Origin of the sequence: Amphibacillus sp. Q70 (assembly GCF_052055485.1) — a bacterium.
Lineage (GTDB): Bacteria > Bacillota > Bacilli > Bacillales > Amphibacillaceae > Amphibacillus.
The window spans coordinates 2,124,889-2,141,793 of the sequence record NZ_CP197171.1 but is presented as its reverse complement, the minus strand read 5'-3'; the positions used below and the strand labels follow the sequence as shown (position 1 = coordinate 2,141,793).

Below are 16,905 nucleotides of genomic sequence, written 5' to 3'. Positions count from 1 at the left end.
TCTCCCTACCTTCCGACTAAGCCCATTTGGTTAATAATTCGATCAAGCATTTCGTCTACTGTAGTCATGCTTCTTGCTGCTGCATTATAGGCATGTTGAAATTTAATTAAATTACTGATTTCTTCATCAAGTGAAACGGAGCTCGTTGACATTCGGTTTTCTTCAACTTGTTGTCGAAGAACACCACTATTATCCATCATTCGGTTGGCTTCTTTTGTTTTCACACCTAATTCACCAATCATTGACTGATAAAAACTTTTCACCGATGTACGTTCACCTAAATCCCCAACTCCTAATTTATTGTATACTTCTGCTAAATCAATTGCATTGGTTCCATCACCACTGTTGCCATCTAAACTGGCAGCAATTAGATCAGGATTATTGAGAATTTCTTCGTTAACTTTGATTGTTCCTAGTGGATCGTCTTCATCATAAACGAAGAAATCAATTCCAGGTTCACCATTTAAGTCTGTTCCTGAGTTATGAACACGATTAAATTCATCAACATAATTAACAAGCATTGTCTCAAGATCATCTCTGACTTCGTTATAATAACCAGCTACTTCATCTCCATCGATATAGCCATTCATTTCAATTAAGGATTTCAATGAACCATTTGAACGGAAGTCCGCTGCTTCGATTGTTTCATCAAGTCCAGTCTCTGGATTTGTCACTGTTAAAGACACAATATTACCGTCATCATCATCCTCAATCTCAATTTGACTATATGATTGAGATTCTCCATCTACTAAAACAATTGGATCTGAACCATTATTTCTCAAAGAAATCGTTGCAATTCCTTCAGCAATTGGACTGGGTTGTCCTTTGCTTTGGTCATAGGTCACTTCGATATCAACCATTGTTGATAGGCTATCAATTAAGCGATCACGCTCATCATAAAGATCGTTTGGTACGAGTCCATGTGGTTCGATTCCAGCAATCTCATTATTAATTGCGTCAATCTGTCTCAAAATGGAATTTAAATCTTCCTCTGTGACATCAATCTGATTTTTCAAATCATCTTGAACGTCTTTGATTGATGAAGCTAAGTATCGATAGGTTTCAGCTACAGCTTCGCCTCGGTTGGCAACGACCGTACGTGTTCCTGAATGATCAGCACTTCCATTTAAGTCTTGTAGACTGTTATAGAAATCTTCTAATACAAAAGCCAAACCTTCTTCTGTTGGCTCATTTAATAGATTTTCCATTTGTTTCAGAGCTTGAGCTTGGGATTGATAGTAGCCAAATTTACTATTTTCTTTCCGAAATTGAGCATCTAAAAATTGATCTCGAATTCGTTCGATAGAACCTGCCTCAACACCGCTTCCGACACCACTTGTAACACCGCCCGGCTCTCGACTAGATGTCAATGAACTGATCTGTTCAAAATTGACACGTTGTCTGGTATAACCCACCGTGTTGGCATTGGATATGTTGTGTGATGTTGTGTATAAAGCAGCTTGCTGTGCGTTTAATGCACGCTTTGCCATCTCTAATCCATGAAAAGATGAAACCATTTAAAATCCTCCTATGCTTTTGAATCAAAAACAGATCGTTTCGATTGCGGATCGTTTTGACTTTTAGCGTTTCCGTAATTGACTTGCTCAATTGTTGGACTAAGTAAATCTAAGTTCATTTGAACAAATTGCAATGATTGATTCGTTAGTTCGTGATTTAGTGCTTCTTGCGCTTTTAATTCCATTAATTTCTCCGCTAATTCTGTTGACAATTCTTCAAGTTGTTTACGCTCACCATCATCCGACACTTTTTTCAAAATTTCTGTAACAACTTTTTCATCATCACTGAGTTGATATTGTTCTGCCCATTTGTCGACTGCTGTTAGGCGCTCTTTTTCAAGCTTATTAACAGCTTGAATATGTTTCTGTTCAGTCTTTAAAATGTTCTGAACACCTTCAATATCCCCCTTTTTAAGCAGATCTGTTTTCGTTAGGGATAATTGGAGCAAGCTGTCATGGAGCTGAACAAGCCGCTCAAGCGCTGATAAAATACGTTCAATTGACATGAGGCTAAATCCTCCTTTATCGCTGTTTCAATCAATAGTTAGAACTCTTCTATCTGACTGAGGATTTACTTTATTTTACTGTATCCTTATTTTACTAGAGTCAACTTGTCGTTAGTTGACTAAACTGAAAGTCATTTTCTCCAAAAAGAAAGCAATCCTTTAGCTGCCTTTTCTGGATCTACTTTATAGTTCCCTGCATCCACTTGTGCTTTTATGGTTTCTACCCGTTTTTGTCGGGCAGGGTGGACACCACTTAATTCTTGCATTTTCTTTGCTTGGTCCGAAATTTGCAACTGATCCGCCTTCACTTGTTTTTCCGTTCTCGTTTGTTCATGCTTCTGAAGTTGCTTTTGGTATGGATTCACTTTGGGTTGATTTGAGCCATGTATTTTCAAGACCATTCACCTCTTTCTTGACGCTTACTTTTTCTAGCTTTTATATCGACTGATTCATAAGAATGTTTAATTTTTTTTATTTGTTTTGTCAATGGCAAAGTAAGTCCGAACCATATTTCGCTCTTTCTCTTCATTACGCTGTTCAACAGCAGCAATTTCTTCTTCAATTTCTAAGTCCTTTGTTAAATCCTTAGAGCATGCTTGACAAAGTCTTCCTTCAGTAATTGGATTGCCACAACGTTCACACGGGTAGTTTAGATTTGGAAACTGGTTAGCTCGCAACCGATTTTCTTTAACGAATTTGATAATTAAATCTTCTTCAACACCCGTACCATCAACAATCTCTGGTATTGTTGCTTCTCGGTTCACTCTTTTTTTCATAAAATCATAGACAATTTGGAACTTCTTCTCCTCTTCTTTATGACAATCTTGACAAATCGGACGCGTAACTCGAACATACAATTTACCACAGTTCATACAATTATCTAGTTCTGCCATTAAAGACCCCACCTTTAATTAAAATCCTGTCTGCATTATATCATATATATCGGCTTGTTTTTCTAATTTTGAATCTGATTATCGTGCTAAAGTAAAACTAGCTATATTCTGATAATTATTTGTCTTTAAAACGTGAGCGGCATGATGAATCGTTGCACCTGTTGTATAAATATCGTCAATAATAATCACCGGCTCTGGTTGACATTGTCTATTAAGCTCAAAAGGATTCTTCATCGTTAAACGAGCATGGCGATTTTTTTTCGCTTGTTTTTCGCCTTCAATCCGTTTTAATAGTGGGAGGGTTTGATAAGGGAGTAAGTCAGCTAAAGCCTCAGCTTGATTGAATGCCCGAGAAGCTAAACGTTTGTCACTTAAAGGGATTGGAACAAGCTTTGTTGTTTTAGAAATAGCCGGAAATGCTTGTTTAAATCCTTGAGTAAAATCCTGTTTAAAAGCATGGACTAATGTATAGTCACCTCGATATTTGAACTGACTAATAATCGTTTTTAAAAAATTATTGTAGCGAAAGACAGCTCGGTTTTTCTGGAGTAATTGAGCTTGTTTCCAGCGCAAGCAGTCGTAGCAGTTTGCCCTATCATCGCGACCACAATAATGACATGTCGGTGTCTGAATGGGTTGAAGTTGGGAGCGACAACGTGTGCAGATTGGAGATTGAGAGTTGAATTCAAAAAGAGTGGTCCATGTGACCTGATCTTCTATGAGTTCCTGACAAACATAACAGTAAATAGTAATGCCTCCTTTTTAAAGAATCTCGCTTTTTAATGAAAGCCAGCTCGTTTATTCATTACTTTAATTGCGTTAATACTATCGCGGATGGCTCTTGTTTTACCATCATGGATAAAAACAATGTCCCCTGTTGGATCCTCTGGGCTTCGGCCAGCACGACCAGCAATTTGAACAAGTGCTGCTTGATCAAATACTTGATGTCCCGCATCTATCACAGCCACATCTACAGATGGAAAAGTTACCCCTCGCTCCAAAATTGTTGTTGTGAAAAGGATGTCGATTTGTTTGTTGCGGAATTGCTGAACTTTTTCAATTCGATCAGAATCCTCAGCATGGACGGCGGCAACATTTTTGTCAGGGAACTTTTTTATTAAAGTGGGTAAAAGTTCGTCAGCTTGGCTAATGGTTGCAATAAAAATTAGTAATTGCCGACTTTTATTTTGTCGTTGGTTGAACCAGCTCCAAAAGCAGTTTGGCAACTCTCTTCTAATGAATTTATAGGTTGAGAGCAGTCTTGGAACGGGTAACGGATGACCGTGATATCGAACCGGAACAAAAACAGTGGGGGGTTGACGTTTGAGTAACTCTTGACGAGGTGTGGCGGTTAGATAGATCATCGTGGCTGTTGGTTTACGTGCTCGCTGGGTTGCGTAGGGTAAGCTAGGATCAGCGTGATAAGGAAAAGCGTCAAGCTCATCGATGATGATCAGATCGAAAGCCGCCTCATAGCGCAAAAGTTGGTGTGTGGTGGCAAGTGTGAGTTGAGCCGTTTGATGATTTTTACCACTCCCGCCATACAAGCCGACGATTGTCGTATTTGGAAAGGCTTGTTTAAAGCGAGGGAGCAGTTCTCGAATGACATCAGCTCGTGGTGAAGTTAAGCAAACTCGCTTCTGTTGTGTGATCGCTAAAGCTATCCCTTCAAATAACATTTCTGTTTTCCCTGCTCCACAAACAGCATGAATCAAAAGCTCAGCTTGTTTCGTTTCGATGGCTTTAATAATGCGATCAGAAGCTTCACGCTGTCCCTGTGTAAGTTGACCTTCCCAGGCAAGTGGTGCTCTTGCTGGCGGTGCCCAAATCGGTGAATTCCCTGTCCATTTGTATAGCGGTGTGCAAGTCATTACACGTCCCATTTGAATACACTTGCGACAATAGTAATGTGTTTTATGACAATTAGAGCAAGGAATGTTTCCGAAAAGATGTTTAGTTGTGTTACCACATCGAAGACAACGCTTGTGAAAAAAGTGTTTTGTGATTGGCTGGATAGGGGTTAACTGATTGGTTGTAACTAAATAAGTAAGCTCGGACTCAGTAAGATTGAGTTCATCACGGAGGAGCAGACGTCCGGCAAAGCGTTTGGCGTAGTCATCCAAAGTTAAAGAACCTCCTTTATTTGGTGTGTGGGGCTTGATTGCAACTTTTGGGAATGGTGAACGTTTTCTTTGATTTGTGGGCAGCTGCCGAGCTTTTCGGACAATTTTTTATTAAAAATCGAGTGGATGGGGTGAAAATATTTTGATCAACGGGAGAATGACTCAAAAAGTCAAGTACTCCACTGCAAACACAGTGGAGCTTCTAACCTTATTCTAGATACCAAGCGAGACCGATTGAGCCTTCACCAAGGTGAGTTCCAATAACCGCTCCAAAGTAACTAATTGAGATGTCAGCATTTGGATAAAGAGATTCTAATTCTTCTGCAAATGCTTGAGCAAGATCTGGGACATTCGCATGGATAATAGAAGCACGAATGGGTTTGCCAGTCTTTGCATCTTCATCAAACAATTCAACAATTCGCTTGAGCGCTTTTTTCTGTGTTCGAATTTTTTCAAATGGGACAATTTTTTTATCGACGAAATGTAGGATGGGTTTAACTTGGAGCATACTCCCCACCAGCGCTTGAGTACCGCTTAAGCGCCCACCACGATGGAGGTGCTGCAAATCATCAACAACAAAATAAGCACGCATAGATTGTTTCATTTCGTTCAATCTCGCAATGATTTCTTCTGGTGTTGAGCCTTGTTCAATCATTTTGACTGTTTCGAGCACATAAAAACCTTGTGCCATACAACTCATTTCTGAATCGAATACGTGGACATCGATTTCGTCAATCATCGTCCCCGCCGTTTGCATGGATTGATACGTTCCGCTAATTCCACTAGATAGATGAATAGCAATGACCGCGTCATAATCCTTTGCTAACTCAGTTAGCTTGTCCGTCATAAATCCAATCGATGGCTGCGATGTCTTTGGTAATTCTTTAGAGTTTCGAACAAGCGAATAAAATTCTTCAGCACTCAATTCAATTTCTTCTTCGTATGATGTATTGCCAAATATAACACTTAATGGAACCACTTCAATGTTATATTTCTTTCTTGTACTTTCTGCTAAGTATGATGTACTGTCTGTTAATACGGCTATTTTCATTTTAAAGATCGTACCCTTCTATCATTAATATAAGTATGATAAAAATAATGCCATGATAATAGTTAATCAATATAAACTACCTCTTATTTTAACCAATTAAACGGAAAAATCATAGCCTTTCATTAAAGTATTTTTATTTTATCACAGATAACCATCCGTAATACTCCCACTGATTGAAGTTTCGTTTAATCTGATTTGGTATTTCATCGTGCCATCGATCATAAAAAAACAATCTAGTCAAATGAGCTCACTAGATTGTTTTCTATCAATTAGCAAATACAATATTTGTTAAATTATAAAACTTCAACCCAACCATTACGAATAGCCATGACGACAGCTTGTGTACGGTCATTGACATTCATTTTTTGTAAAATATTACTAACATGGTTTTTAACTGTTTTCTCACTGATAAACAAGTGTTCAGAAATACCACGGTTACTCTTGCCATCTGCAAGCAATTGTAAGACTTCACATTCGCGACGTGTTAACAGATGTAATGGTTTACGATATTCTATATCTTCAATACTTCCTGATTCAACTTTACTTAAACGTTGAAATTCCTTCACCAAGTTATGAGTTACTTTAGGATGTAAGTATGAACCGCCTTCACTTACGATTTTAATCGCTTCGATCAGAGCTTCTGAATCCATTTCTTTTAATAGATAACCATTAGCACCTGATTTAAGTGCATGTGTTACATAGTTTTCATCATCGTGAATCGATAGAATGATAACACGAACATCTGGGAATTTAGCAAAAATTTTCTTTGTAGCTTGGACACCATTAATATTTGGCATATTAATATCCATTAAAACAACATCTGGTTTATGTTCTTCAACGAGACTAAGTGCATTTTCACCATCGTTACCTTCTGCAACAACTTCAAAGCTATCCTCAAAATCTAGAATGCGTTTAACTCCCTCACGAAACAAAACGTGATCATCAATTAAAATAATTTTCTTCGTCATCTTTACTCCTCCATCTATTCTCTTTTTAGATATATTTCAGACTATCCACCTTGCATGAAAGAATGTTCAAAAAGTCTGGTGAAAATGACTGTCGAGTCCAAGGATCTTCCCGTAAAAACTCCCCGACTCCAGCTCGTGTCGACTATTGACATCACCCTAACCAGCGAAAGCTCATTGGAAATAAGGGAACTTCTGTTAAGGTCATCCACGTTCTGGAGCTTAGAACAAGATAGATAATTATCCTGGCAATGTCATTGTTTTGCTACTTCCTTAGTTTGATTGCTCGTCCTACCAAAGTGATTTGTGATTACTCACCCGTCAAAGCCCCTGCAATAAGATGCTAGAACTTTAAGCCAACGACATTCTTTTTATTCTTCTTTTTGAACACACACTATAATTAATCAATCATTTGTATCATAAACAATTTGACTAATTTATGAATAATTAAACGAAAGTAGACTAATGTCTGAAAAAAATTTTATCACTACTCAATTGAATTCTTTTTTTTGTCAAATTAACTATACTAATTATACATGATTTTCGTAAAAAAACATTAATATAATTAATTTGTATTATTATTTTAACGGAATTTTAATATAAATAGTCGTACCTTGTCCGATTTTCGAGTTAATTTCCAATTGACCATCTAGCATTTCAACACGTTCACGCATTCCAATCAAACCAAATGATTGTTCTTTCTTCTTATTGATATCAAACCCAACGCCGTCATCTCGGATCGAGGTTGCAACCTGATTGTTATCTATACTGATGTTAACTTGTATACTCTTAGGAACAGCATGTTTAACTGCATTTTGAACGGATTCTTGAATTAAACGAAATAAAGCAACTTCATATTTGGCTGTTAACTGATTGAAACAACCCTGCTCTGATGAAGTAATCGTAATCTTATGATAATCTTCTACATTCGCCAAGTACTTTCTGATCGTCGGGACAAGCCCTAAGTCATCTAGCGCCATAGGTCGTAAATCATAAATAATTCGACGTACTTCATGCAATGATGTGTGCACCATTGAACGCATACTTTTCATTTCTTTCATCGCTTCTTCTTGACTTCGCTCTCTAAAGGTTCGATCAACCAAATCTGCTCTAAGTAAAATGTTCGCTAACATTTGAGCGGGACCATCATGAATTTCTCGAGAAATTCGACGTCGTTCTTCTTCTTGCGCCTCTATGATTTTCAGCCCAAATGTTTGTTTTTGATTGGCATCTTCTATCAAATCACCAATTTGCTTAAAATCATCCGTTAAATAATTCGAAATAACCGACACTTTACTTACAAGGGCCGACCCTTTATCAATAATCTGATCTAAGGATTTTAAGCGTCGTTCAATAAAGTCGCGTTTTTGTCGGAGAGACGTTTCTCGCTCTCGAACCATTTTTAATTCAGTTTGAAGATCGTGAGCGGTCTCATAAACGTCTTTAATTTCCTTTTCAGAATATACATTGAAGTTCTTACTCACTTGCGCAAGTCGATTCCGATAAATTCGCTCCTGCTTCTCAAGTTGTTCACCCTGAACAATCGTATCTTTGACTTGTTGCCTCGTTTCCTTTAAATCACGGGTTAGGGTCTTTTGTTCTTCCCTCGACGCCTCTGTTAATTCATATAGTTCATCTTTACTTTTATCAACAACACCTAACATACCATCAATAATTTGATCAAAGTTCTTTTCATTTATCTGTTTCATAATTAAGCTCCTATATTTAGGCTTATTGTACTTGTTCAAAAAGAAGAGAGCATAGATCCAGCAGATCAGAGAAGCACAATCTCAGAACATGGGTGTGCTTAATAGAAGTTTCTCTAAGTTAATGTAGAAATTCACAACGATCGTTCTCAGTCTTTTTGAACATCTACTCATAGATATTTTTATCATAGCACATTTACGGTGCAGTTTTAAAAGCTTATCATTTGAAAATCTAAAAATAATTGAATATTTGCTAATCTTTAATCCTTGGTGACCTTTAATATAAATATTATAATTAAACTAAAACACATGAAGTCGTTGATGGGGAGGCTACTATGGCACAAACATTATATAAAATCACAGAATGGATCTCACGATTAGCTATACTTAATTTACTGTGGCTTGGCTTTACCTTATTAGGGTTAGGGATATTCGGTCTTTTTCCTGCCACGGTTGCAATGTTTGTGGTCATTAGACGTTGGATTCGTAACGAAACCGATCTACCGATTTTCCGTACTTATTGGAAAGCTTTTCGAGAGGAATTTCTTAAAGCGAATGGTTATGGTAGCATCATTTTCCTAATTGGGGTGATGATTTATGCCGATTTAATTTTTATGTCTGTTAATGAGAGCACTGGTATGCTATTCATTCATATTCCATTATATATGTTTTTGATTTTTGTCGTATTAACTTTACTTTATCTATTTCCAGTCTATGTTCATTACGATCTTAGTTTTTTCAAAACTATTCAGCACGCTTTTCTCATTATGATGATTCATCCTCTTCATAATGTTGCCATGATCATTGGAATTGCTGCTACAGTCGTTGTCATGAATTATATTCCAGGTCTAACTTTCTTCTTTGGCGGCTCATTTATGGCACTCTTATTGATGGGTACAAGCTATCACACGTTTTTAAATGTTGAACAAAAATCCCGAACGACATGATTCGGGTTTTTTTATTTTTTTCGTATTCACGTTAACGTTAATTAGACATTTTCCAGGTGATTTTTATATTGATGGTAAACTTTAGCGGAAGATGAACGGTAGTAAAATAAAGTGAAACTTCAATCAGTGGAAGTTATACGGAGGGTTATCTGTAATAAAAAAATCGCAAATAACGTTACCAATACGTTATTTGCGATTTTCTTATCTTTTACCACTAAACCTAAGCATATTTTTTGCTCAAATATTCAGTTTTCAATTATCCACGTATCATCAGTTAGACATCATTCAAAATCTCCCCATCTATCCCTTCACTGCACCAGCTGCTAATCCTTCTACAATTCGATTACTTAAGAAGAAGAAAGCAATTAAAATGGGGATAATACTGATCATAAGGGTTGCCCCAATTGCACCCCAATCCGTTAAATATTGACCGATAAAATTCTGAATCCCAACGGTTAATGTTTTGTAACGATCAGAACTGATAAAGGTATTGACAAAAATGAACTCATTCCAGTTATAGATCATATTAATGATAACTGTGGTTGTCATAACTGGCGTTGTCATCGGTAAAGTGATTTGAAAGAACAATCGATGAATCGAACAGCCATCCATAATGGCAGCTTCTTCAACCTCACGTGATAACGTACTATAAAAACCTACTAAAATCATGATTGTCAGCGGTAAATTATAAGCTATATAAGCTAAAATAATTGATATGGGATTATCAATCAGATCCATTTTTAAGAAAAATTGAAACAAAGGAACAAGTGTTGAATGGATTGGAATCATATAACCAATCATGAAAAGCAGTAACACAAATTTGTTTAGCTTCCAATTCATTCGAGTGATGGCAAAGGTGACAAAACTAGCTAGTAAAACCGTTAATATGACCGCTGTTACAGTCACAAAAACACTGTTAAAGAAATATTGATTAATATTTCCGTCTGTCCATACTCGTACATAATTATCCCAACGCCACTCTTCCGGTAATGCGAAGGGAGATCGACCAAATATTTCTGCATTTCCTTTTAAGGAGAAGAAGAACAACCAAACAAGTGGGTAAATTTGAAAAACAGCGACTAAACCCAGGACAAGATATAGTAAACCAAAGCCAAACCGCCGCAATGGTCTAGGCTTATTTTTTGTTTCTTTAACAGCTGCTAATGTAGCCATGTGGATCCCCCTTTCTTAATATTCTAAATCCTCTTTTGAGGATGTTATTTTTTGAATAATAATAGTGATTAATAGTGACAGGACCAATAAAGCAAAACCAATCGCACTGCCATAACCCGCATTATAGTTACTGAATGCTTCTTTATACATGTAGGAAGCAATGACCTCACTGGCGCCATTAGGTCCGCCACCGGTCATCACCCAAATGAGATCAAAGTATTTCAACGAACCCACTATCGCGAGAACCACTGTTGTCTTAATCACGCCTGAAATTAATGGGACTTTGACTTTTAAAGCAATTTGGATTGGATTGGCCCCATCGATTTGTGCGGCTTCAACTAATGAATTCGGAATACCTTTCAATGCTGAACTGTAAATAATGATATAAAAACCTGCATATTGCCAGATAACTGCGATAATGATCGCTATTAACACGGTATCACGCTGTGCTAACCAGGCAGGTAAATTTTCAAAACCTAACGTTGATAGTAAACTATTTAACATCCCGTTATTAGGGTCATAGATTTTAATCCATAATTGAGCGATTGCTACTGAAGATAGGAGCATCGGAATTAAGTAAATCTTTCTTAACCATTCAGAGCCTTTAATTTTTCCAGACAAAATTAATGATATGACTAAATAAATCGCTAAAGAGGCTGTTGATACAAGTGCTAAGATAAAGGAATTACGTGCACTGAACCAAAATTTTGAATCTTGTAATAAATTTATATAGTTATCTAAACCAATAAAATTCATTTCCCCAACGCCATCCCAGTTCATGAGACCATAATATCCGGTTAGAAAAATGGGGATATAAACCAACCCAGCTAATAAAATAAATGCTGGTAGAACATATAGAGCAATGGCCCATTTATTCGACATGACTTTGTTCATTTTTTACTGCTCCCTTCGTACTCAAACTTTAAAATGGGAAAGGGGCATATAATCGAAATATACCCCTTAAATTCATCTGTTTTTCCTTAGTTTTTATTCTTCATTAGCCAGTGCTTCTTCATGTCGTTCGGCAAATTCCTCAGGTGTTACCTCACCACCAAAAATAGCCTGAATCATATTTAGATGAACATCAGCCGCAGCAGCACTCATTTGAACATCTGCATATAAGGTTAAGTTTGATGCTTCATTTAAATCATCTAAAATATCAATATACATTTGCGGCAAGTCAATTCCATCTGTATCAACAGCTGTTGCTGGAATCACACCCGCATTGGTTACAGCCATCTCACCCCAACGTTCAACAAAAAATTCAACAAATTCCATCGCTTCATCTTTCACATCAGAATCTTCGGCAACGAATAAGCCAACACCAGGTCCACCCACATAACTATCAATATCACCTTCGCCGCCCTCAACAACTGGGAACTTAAAGTAATCGACTGCATCTCTTAATTCTTGTGGGTTGTCTTCATTTGTTGTCCATTCAGGTAAATCCCAAGTCGCCATTAAATACATTGCTGCCTGTTCATTGATAAAGTAACCTTTTGCTTCATCATTACCTAAGCCGTTATAACCGTTAATGAAGCCACCCATATCCACTAATTCCTGAATTTCAGCAGCGGCTTCAATCAAGGCTGGATCTTCAAATGATCCTTCTCGATTAATCGCATCATTTAGTACATCTGGACCACCGATTCGATCAGCTAAATACATATACCACATTGAGCCCGTCCATGCATCGCGGTTTCCTAACGTGATTGGGGTCACACCGGCATCTGCTAGTGTTGCAATCACATCTTTAAATTCATCCCATGTCTCTGGAACGTCTACATCATGCTCATCAAAAATAGCCTGATTGTAGTAAACAGGTGTAATATTTAATTCAAGTGGTAAGCCATAGGTGACATCGTCCACCGCATAAGCCTCAGTTGTTCCAGGAATAAAATCGTCAGAGATAATATCGTCTAGTGGCGCAAACATGTCTCCGCTTACATAAGGGTCCAAGAAACCACCAGCCCAAGTCATTCCGACATCTGGTAATTCATTAGAAGCTCCGATAACACTTAGTTTCTCTTTGTACTGCTCATTACCGAGGATCTCCATTTCAATCGTTACATTCGGATGATCGGCTTCAAATTGATCAACAATTTCTTGCACGATATGATTGTGCTGACGAGAACTTCCCTCTGGCCACAAGTGCATGAAATCAATCACAACGTCTTCACCTGTGTTTTCATCCGTGTCTGTCCCACCTGTGTCCTCTTGATCATCTGAATCCCCACAGGCAGCTAATAAACCAATTAACAACATACTTAACACGAACATTAACAATGAACGCTTTCTTAACATAACCTTACCCCCTATAAAATAATAGATTTTAGACTTTCAAACATAGTTTATCACGTGAACAAAGATCGAGTAAGGTCACTAATTTTAGTAAAAGTTCCACTATTTCTAGAAAGCGTTTTCATTCGACTTACGAAACAAACTAGGTGTCAATTCTACTTGCTCCTTGAACACTTTATTAAAATATTTCGGTGTATTATAACCCACACTTTCTGCGATTTCAGTCACATTTAAATCTGTTGTTAACAGCAACTGTTTAGCACGCTGAATTCTTACTCTTGTTAAATAATCAGTAAACGATAGATTAAGCTCTTCTTTGAATAGTGTACTTAAATAGCTCGAATTGAGATGAACATGCTCTGCGACCTCTTTCAAGGTAATATCAGCATCAAAATACTCATCAATATAAGCGATAGCTTGCTTAATGGAACGAGATTGGGTATCATTTCTATCAATATCGATTAACTTCTCATCAATTATCTTTTTCATTAGCTTTGATTTATCCTGTTGTTCTTGTTTCTTTAGCGCTTCATCGACCGCTTCAATTAATTTGGTCTTCCCAATTGGCTTCAGTAAATAATTAATCACTCCGAATCGAAGCGCTTCTTGCGCATATTCAAATTCAGAATAAGCCGATATAACAATCACCATCGGTAGAATATTTTGTTTTTCCAAGTTTGCTAATAACTTCAGACCTGTCATCTTCGGCATACGAATATCTGTAATTAACAGATGAATAGGATGGGTTGCTATATAATCAATTGCTGCTTGGGCGTTATCTAAGCATGTGATGTCAAACTGGCCTTCTGACCATTTTTCTAATGTCCGCTTCAAGCCTTCTCTTGTCCTAGGTTCATCATCAACAATTAATATTTTTTTACTATTCATGTTCATACCTTCCTTTTCCTAGGCTAAGGATTGATCTAGATCCGATTAACAAAATATTACTCAATAATCGGGATCGTAAAACGAATCTCAGTTCCTTTATTTTGTTCACTTGAAATTGTAATTCCTTCGATCTGTTCAGGGTTAAAATACAACTGTATTCGTCTTTCAACATTTGCAAGCGCCATTCCATTACCAGATATTTGAACACCATTATTTTCCTGAATATTTTGGTAAACGATTTCAACTGTTTCTCGCGACATCCCCTTGCCATTGTCTATTACTGAGATCATCATACCGTCTTTTTTTTCGGTACTTTTAATGACTAAAGAAATCGTACCTTGTTCAATTTGATCACCAATACCATGAAGGACAGCATTTTCAATCAGAGGTTGAATGATCAGTTTAGGTAAACATAAGTTTGTTAATTCCGATTCCACAGCCATTTCAAAAGTCAAACGCTCACCAAACCGCATTTTCATGATCGTCATATATTGTTTAATATGAGCGAGTTCTTCTTTTAATGTCACCCACTCTTCTTCCTTAGAGGAAGTGATCGTATAGCGGAATAAATCTGACATTGCCAACACCATTTCAGCTAAATCATCCTCTTCTTTATCCTCCAATGACCAGTAAAGTGAATCGAGCGTGTTAAAAAGAAAATGTGGATTAATTTGGGCTTGTAACGCTTTTAACTCTGTCCGACTTTTGATCAATTCTTTCTCATAAACCATTTGAATCAAGTAGTTTGTCTGCTCAGCCAATTGGTTATAGGTGTTATTTAATTCATTTATTTCATTTGGTGCCGTACTGGGCGGTGTCAGCGTTAAAACCCCTTCACCAGCTTGTCGCATTGTTTCTGTTAATTTATTAATGGGTTTAGTAATATAGGTTGATAGAAAAAAGGAAAAAATAAAGAAAATAACGAAACCAACAACGCCAGCAAGCAAAATGACTGTTCTCAAAATCGGTAATCCTTCTGTCAGACGGCTCATCGGCGTTAACATCATCACTGTCCAGCCTGTTTCTCGTGATGTCTCACTATTGCGTAGATAATTTTCTTCATTAAACAACTCACTTTGATTTTCGGATTCAATCCCTTTATTTTTAGTAAATTCTTCGTAATTAGAGGAAATTAATTGCCCATTTTGATCGGACACAATGGTTAACTGATCTTCTCCATCACCAACGGCATGTGTTTGGAAATAATTTTTATTAACACGAACCAACAGATAGCCGCCATTGATAAAATTTTGACCTAGTAAGCTAACCCGACGCATCAGTAAAAAATAGTCTGAATTTAATTGATCTTCACCGATCCAGACTAACTGTCCCCTAGCTTGGTCCGTTTTTTCTATACTTTCTAAGCTAACTTGTTCAATCAGCCCAGGTCCATCTAAGGGGGTGATTTTGTCAAATTGATGGTTGAATAATTCAGTAATATAAATCCCATCAGCGTTCGCTTGTAGACGGCTTGTTAGCGTCACCAATTCTTGCCTTTCCTCAAACGTAGCCGATATCCCCTGCCATTCCTTGTGCATAATTGATTGGAGCCGATCATTTGTCACAATTTGTTTCGTAATTAAATTTAACTGCTCATATAATGAATCGTAACGACCAATTGCTTCCTTCGCTGTTTGTTGAACCTGTTCTTCAGCATTTTCCTTTAACATCTCTGCTACTTGGTTGAAAATTAAAAAACTAACCGTAAAAAGAACTAGAATAAGAACAATTAAATAGACAGCGAGCATTTGATTTCTTAACGTATTCCATCTTTGCCAAAACCTCATATTATGCTCCTCTTTGAGTTGGAATTTTTTTAAAAAAGTGAATATATAATACGTTTACATAATAGCAATTGATCAAGACTTTGTCTATCCACTATATTAAGAGAGTTACCCGCTTTACCTTGTCCGCTAATCCACTTATAATAAAGAATGACAGGAGGTTTTTAAGTGCTGAAAAAATATTTAACTGTTCAATTACAAGGACAAGCTGAAATCGTGATTCAAAAATCTCGCTTCATTGGTCATATCCAACGGACTGAAACAGAAGAAGAAGCACAAGCTTTCATCCAAAAAATCAAAAAAGAACATAGTCAAGCGACTCATAATTGCTCCGCCTACCTGATTGGTGAGCATGATCAAATCCAAAAAGCAAATGATGACGGTGAGCCAAGTGGTACAGCAGGGGTTCCAATGTTAGAAGTACTTAAAAAAAACGGACTAAAGGATACTTGTGTGGTTGTGACCCGATACTTTGGTGGAATAAAGCTAGGTGCCGGTGGTTTAATCCGTGCTTATTCCAAAACAACTTCTGCAGCTCTTCAAGAAACAGGAATTGTTAAGCGTCAATTAATGAAACAGGTTTCTATAACCATCGCCTATCCTTTATTAGGAAAAATCGAAAATGAATTACGTCAAAAAAAATATATAATTGAAACCATTGACTATCTAGAGCAAGTTTCATTTCATGTCCTCGTTGAAGTCAATCAACTAGATGCCTTTACGACATGGATCACTGATTTAACCAGCGATCAAGCTAACCTCGACATAAATGGCGAAACATATATTGAAATTCCTCATCATACCTAATTTTTAAAAAAGGACGTGTTCAAAAAGGATGCGATAACGGTAAAATAGTGGTTCAAAATATAACACTAATTTCAAGCCACGCACCCATAAGAATGGAAAGGACCGAGAAGCTCAAGGCAGTATCTTTTGAGCAGACGGTTTTTCACTCAGGAAAGGTGGATTCCTTTTCCAAGGAACGGAATATATGTATTAAGATACATCAGTAGCAGAAAAACAAGCTAACGAGCTTCCAGAAGATGTGGTG

16 protein-coding genes are annotated in these 16,905 nt (G+C 37.1%); 2 read left to right on the top strand and 14 right to left on the bottom strand.

What is annotated here, in order from left to right; all coding sequences use genetic code 11:
- Window positions 1-5: 5 nt before the first annotated feature.
- The 9 genes from flgK to ACS127_RS09320 form a co-directional block, all read right to left on the bottom strand.
- Entirely contained in the window at window positions 6-1,517 is a 1,512-nt protein-coding gene (gene flgK / locus ACS127_RS09360; RefSeq protein WP_440894775.1) for a flagellar hook-associated protein FlgK, read from the bottom strand.
- An 11-nt stretch (window positions 1,518-1,528) separates the two neighbouring features.
- The gene (locus tag ACS127_RS09355) at window positions 1,529-2,023 is read right to left on the bottom strand and encodes a flagellar protein FlgN (protein ID WP_440894774.1); all 495 of its coding nucleotides are present in this window, start codon (window positions 2,021-2,023) and stop codon (window positions 1,529-1,531) included.
- Between the two features lie 131 nt (window positions 2,024-2,154).
- Entirely contained in the window at window positions 2,155-2,424 is a 270-nt protein-coding gene (gene flgM, locus ACS127_RS09350; RefSeq protein ID WP_440894773.1) for a flagellar biosynthesis anti-sigma factor FlgM, read from the bottom strand.
- Window positions 2,425-2,484: 60 nt separating this feature from the next.
- The gene (locus tag ACS127_RS09345) at window positions 2,485-2,916 is read right to left on the bottom strand and encodes a TIGR03826 family flagellar region protein (RefSeq protein ID WP_440894772.1); all 432 of its coding nucleotides are present in this window, start codon (window positions 2,914-2,916) and stop codon (window positions 2,485-2,487) included.
- Between the two features lie 78 nt (window positions 2,917-2,994).
- The gene (locus tag ACS127_RS09340; RefSeq protein WP_440894771.1) at window positions 2,995-3,489 is read right to left on the bottom strand and encodes a ComF family protein; all 495 of its coding nucleotides are present in this window, start codon (window positions 3,487-3,489) and stop codon (window positions 2,995-2,997) included.
- Window positions 3,490-3,695: 206 nt separating this feature from the next.
- Window positions 3,696-4,799, bottom strand: a complete 1,104-nt coding sequence (locus ACS127_RS09335; protein WP_440894770.1) for a DEAD/DEAH box helicase — start codon at window positions 4,797-4,799, stop codon at window positions 3,696-3,698.
- 448 nt (window positions 4,800-5,247) lie between these two features.
- Window positions 5,248-6,090 carry a DegV family protein gene (locus ACS127_RS09330; protein ID WP_440894769.1) on the bottom strand — a complete coding sequence of 281 codons (843 nt, stop codon included), beginning with the start codon at window positions 6,088-6,090 and terminating at the stop codon, window positions 5,248-5,250.
- A 293-nt stretch (window positions 6,091-6,383) separates the two neighbouring features.
- Window positions 6,384-7,058, bottom strand: a complete 675-nt coding sequence (locus ACS127_RS09325; protein WP_440894768.1) for a response regulator — start codon at window positions 7,056-7,058, stop codon at window positions 6,384-6,386.
- 575 nt (window positions 7,059-7,633) lie between these two features.
- Complete coding sequence (locus ACS127_RS09320) at window positions 7,634-8,764, bottom strand: sensor histidine kinase (RefSeq protein ID WP_440894767.1); 1,131 nt, start codon at window positions 8,762-8,764, stop codon at window positions 7,634-7,636.
- A 332-nt stretch (window positions 8,765-9,096) separates the two neighbouring features.
- Here ACS127_RS09320 and ACS127_RS09315 point away from each other — a divergent pair, with 332 nt between their 5' ends.
- Window positions 9,097-9,708 (top strand): YesL family protein, encoded by a 612-nt coding sequence (locus tag ACS127_RS09315; RefSeq protein ID WP_440894766.1) that lies wholly within the window; start codon window positions 9,097-9,099, stop codon window positions 9,706-9,708.
- 300 nt (window positions 9,709-10,008) lie between these two features.
- Here the strand turns inward: ACS127_RS09315 and ACS127_RS09310 are convergent, their stop codons facing one another.
- The 5 genes from ACS127_RS09310 to ACS127_RS09290 all read right to left on the bottom strand — a co-directional run bounded on the left by ACS127_RS09310 (window position 10,009) and on the right by ACS127_RS09290 (window position 15,857).
- Window positions 10,009-10,881 (bottom strand): carbohydrate ABC transporter permease, encoded by an 873-nt coding sequence (locus ACS127_RS09310; protein WP_440894765.1) that lies wholly within the window; start codon window positions 10,879-10,881, stop codon window positions 10,009-10,011.
- A gap of 15 nt (window positions 10,882-10,896) precedes the next feature.
- The gene (locus tag ACS127_RS09305) at window positions 10,897-11,775 is read right to left on the bottom strand and encodes a carbohydrate ABC transporter permease (protein WP_440894764.1); all 879 of its coding nucleotides are present in this window, start codon (window positions 11,773-11,775) and stop codon (window positions 10,897-10,899) included.
- Between the two features lie 93 nt (window positions 11,776-11,868).
- On the bottom strand, window positions 11,869-13,185 hold the full coding sequence (locus ACS127_RS09300) for an extracellular solute-binding protein (protein WP_440894763.1): 1,317 nt from the start codon (window positions 13,183-13,185) through the stop codon (window positions 11,869-11,871).
- 105 nt (window positions 13,186-13,290) lie between these two features.
- Window positions 13,291-14,070, bottom strand: coding sequence for a response regulator transcription factor (locus tag ACS127_RS09295; protein ID WP_440894762.1), 780 nt, complete (start codon window positions 14,068-14,070; stop codon window positions 13,291-13,293).
- Between the two features lie 56 nt (window positions 14,071-14,126).
- A complete protein-coding gene (locus ACS127_RS09290; protein WP_440894761.1) occupies window positions 14,127-15,857 on the bottom strand; it encodes a sensor histidine kinase in 1,731 nt (576 codons plus the stop codon).
- 165 nt (window positions 15,858-16,022) lie between these two features.
- Between ACS127_RS09290 and ACS127_RS09285 the strand changes: the two genes are divergently transcribed.
- On the top strand, window positions 16,023-16,661 hold the full coding sequence (locus ACS127_RS09285) for a YigZ family protein (RefSeq protein ID WP_440894760.1): 639 nt from the start codon (window positions 16,023-16,025) through the stop codon (window positions 16,659-16,661).
- Window positions 16,662-16,905: the final 244 nt, after the last annotated feature.

Bases quoted from the DNA above. Each gene is read 5' to 3' on its own strand.
- ACS127_RS09335 (WP_440894770.1), bottom strand. From the start codon at position 4,799: ATGGGACGTGTAATGACTTGCACACCGCTATACAAATGGACAGGGAAT.
- ACS127_RS09290 (WP_440894761.1), bottom strand. From the start codon at position 15,857: ATGAGGTTTTGGCAAAGATGGAATACGTTAAGAAATCAAATGCTCGCT.
- ACS127_RS09300 (WP_440894763.1), bottom strand. From the start codon at position 13,185: ATGTTAAGAAAGCGTTCATTGTTAATGTTCGTGTTAAGTATGTTGTTA.
- ACS127_RS09325 (WP_440894768.1), bottom strand. From the start codon at position 7,058: ATGACGAAGAAAATTATTTTAATTGATGATCACGTTTTGTTTCGTGAG.
- ACS127_RS09315 (WP_440894766.1), top strand. From the start codon at position 9,097: ATGGCACAAACATTATATAAAATCACAGAATGGATCTCACGATTAGCT.
- flgK (WP_440894775.1), bottom strand. From the start codon at position 1,517: ATGGTTTCATCTTTTCATGGATTAGAGATGGCAAAGCGTGCATTAAAC.
- ACS127_RS09310 (WP_440894765.1), bottom strand. From the start codon at position 10,881: ATGGCTACATTAGCAGCTGTTAAAGAAACAAAAAATAAGCCTAGACCA.
- ACS127_RS09330 (WP_440894769.1), bottom strand. From the start codon at position 6,090: ATGAAAATAGCCGTATTAACAGACAGTACATCATACTTAGCAGAAAGT.
- ACS127_RS09345 (WP_440894772.1), bottom strand. From the start codon at position 2,916: ATGGCAGAACTAGATAATTGTATGAACTGTGGTAAATTGTATGTTCGA.
- ACS127_RS09320 (WP_440894767.1), bottom strand. From the start codon at position 8,764: ATGAAACAGATAAATGAAAAGAACTTTGATCAAATTATTGATGGTATG.
- ACS127_RS09355 (WP_440894774.1), bottom strand. From the start codon at position 2,023: ATGTCAATTGAACGTATTTTATCAGCGCTTGAGCGGCTTGTTCAGCTC.
- ACS127_RS09305 (WP_440894764.1), bottom strand. From the start codon at position 11,775: ATGAACAAAGTCATGTCGAATAAATGGGCCATTGCTCTATATGTTCTA.
- flgM (WP_440894773.1), bottom strand. From the start codon at position 2,424: ATGGTCTTGAAAATACATGGCTCAAATCAACCCAAAGTGAATCCATAC.
- ACS127_RS09295 (WP_440894762.1), bottom strand. From the start codon at position 14,070: ATGAATAGTAAAAAAATATTAATTGTTGATGATGAACCTAGGACAAGA.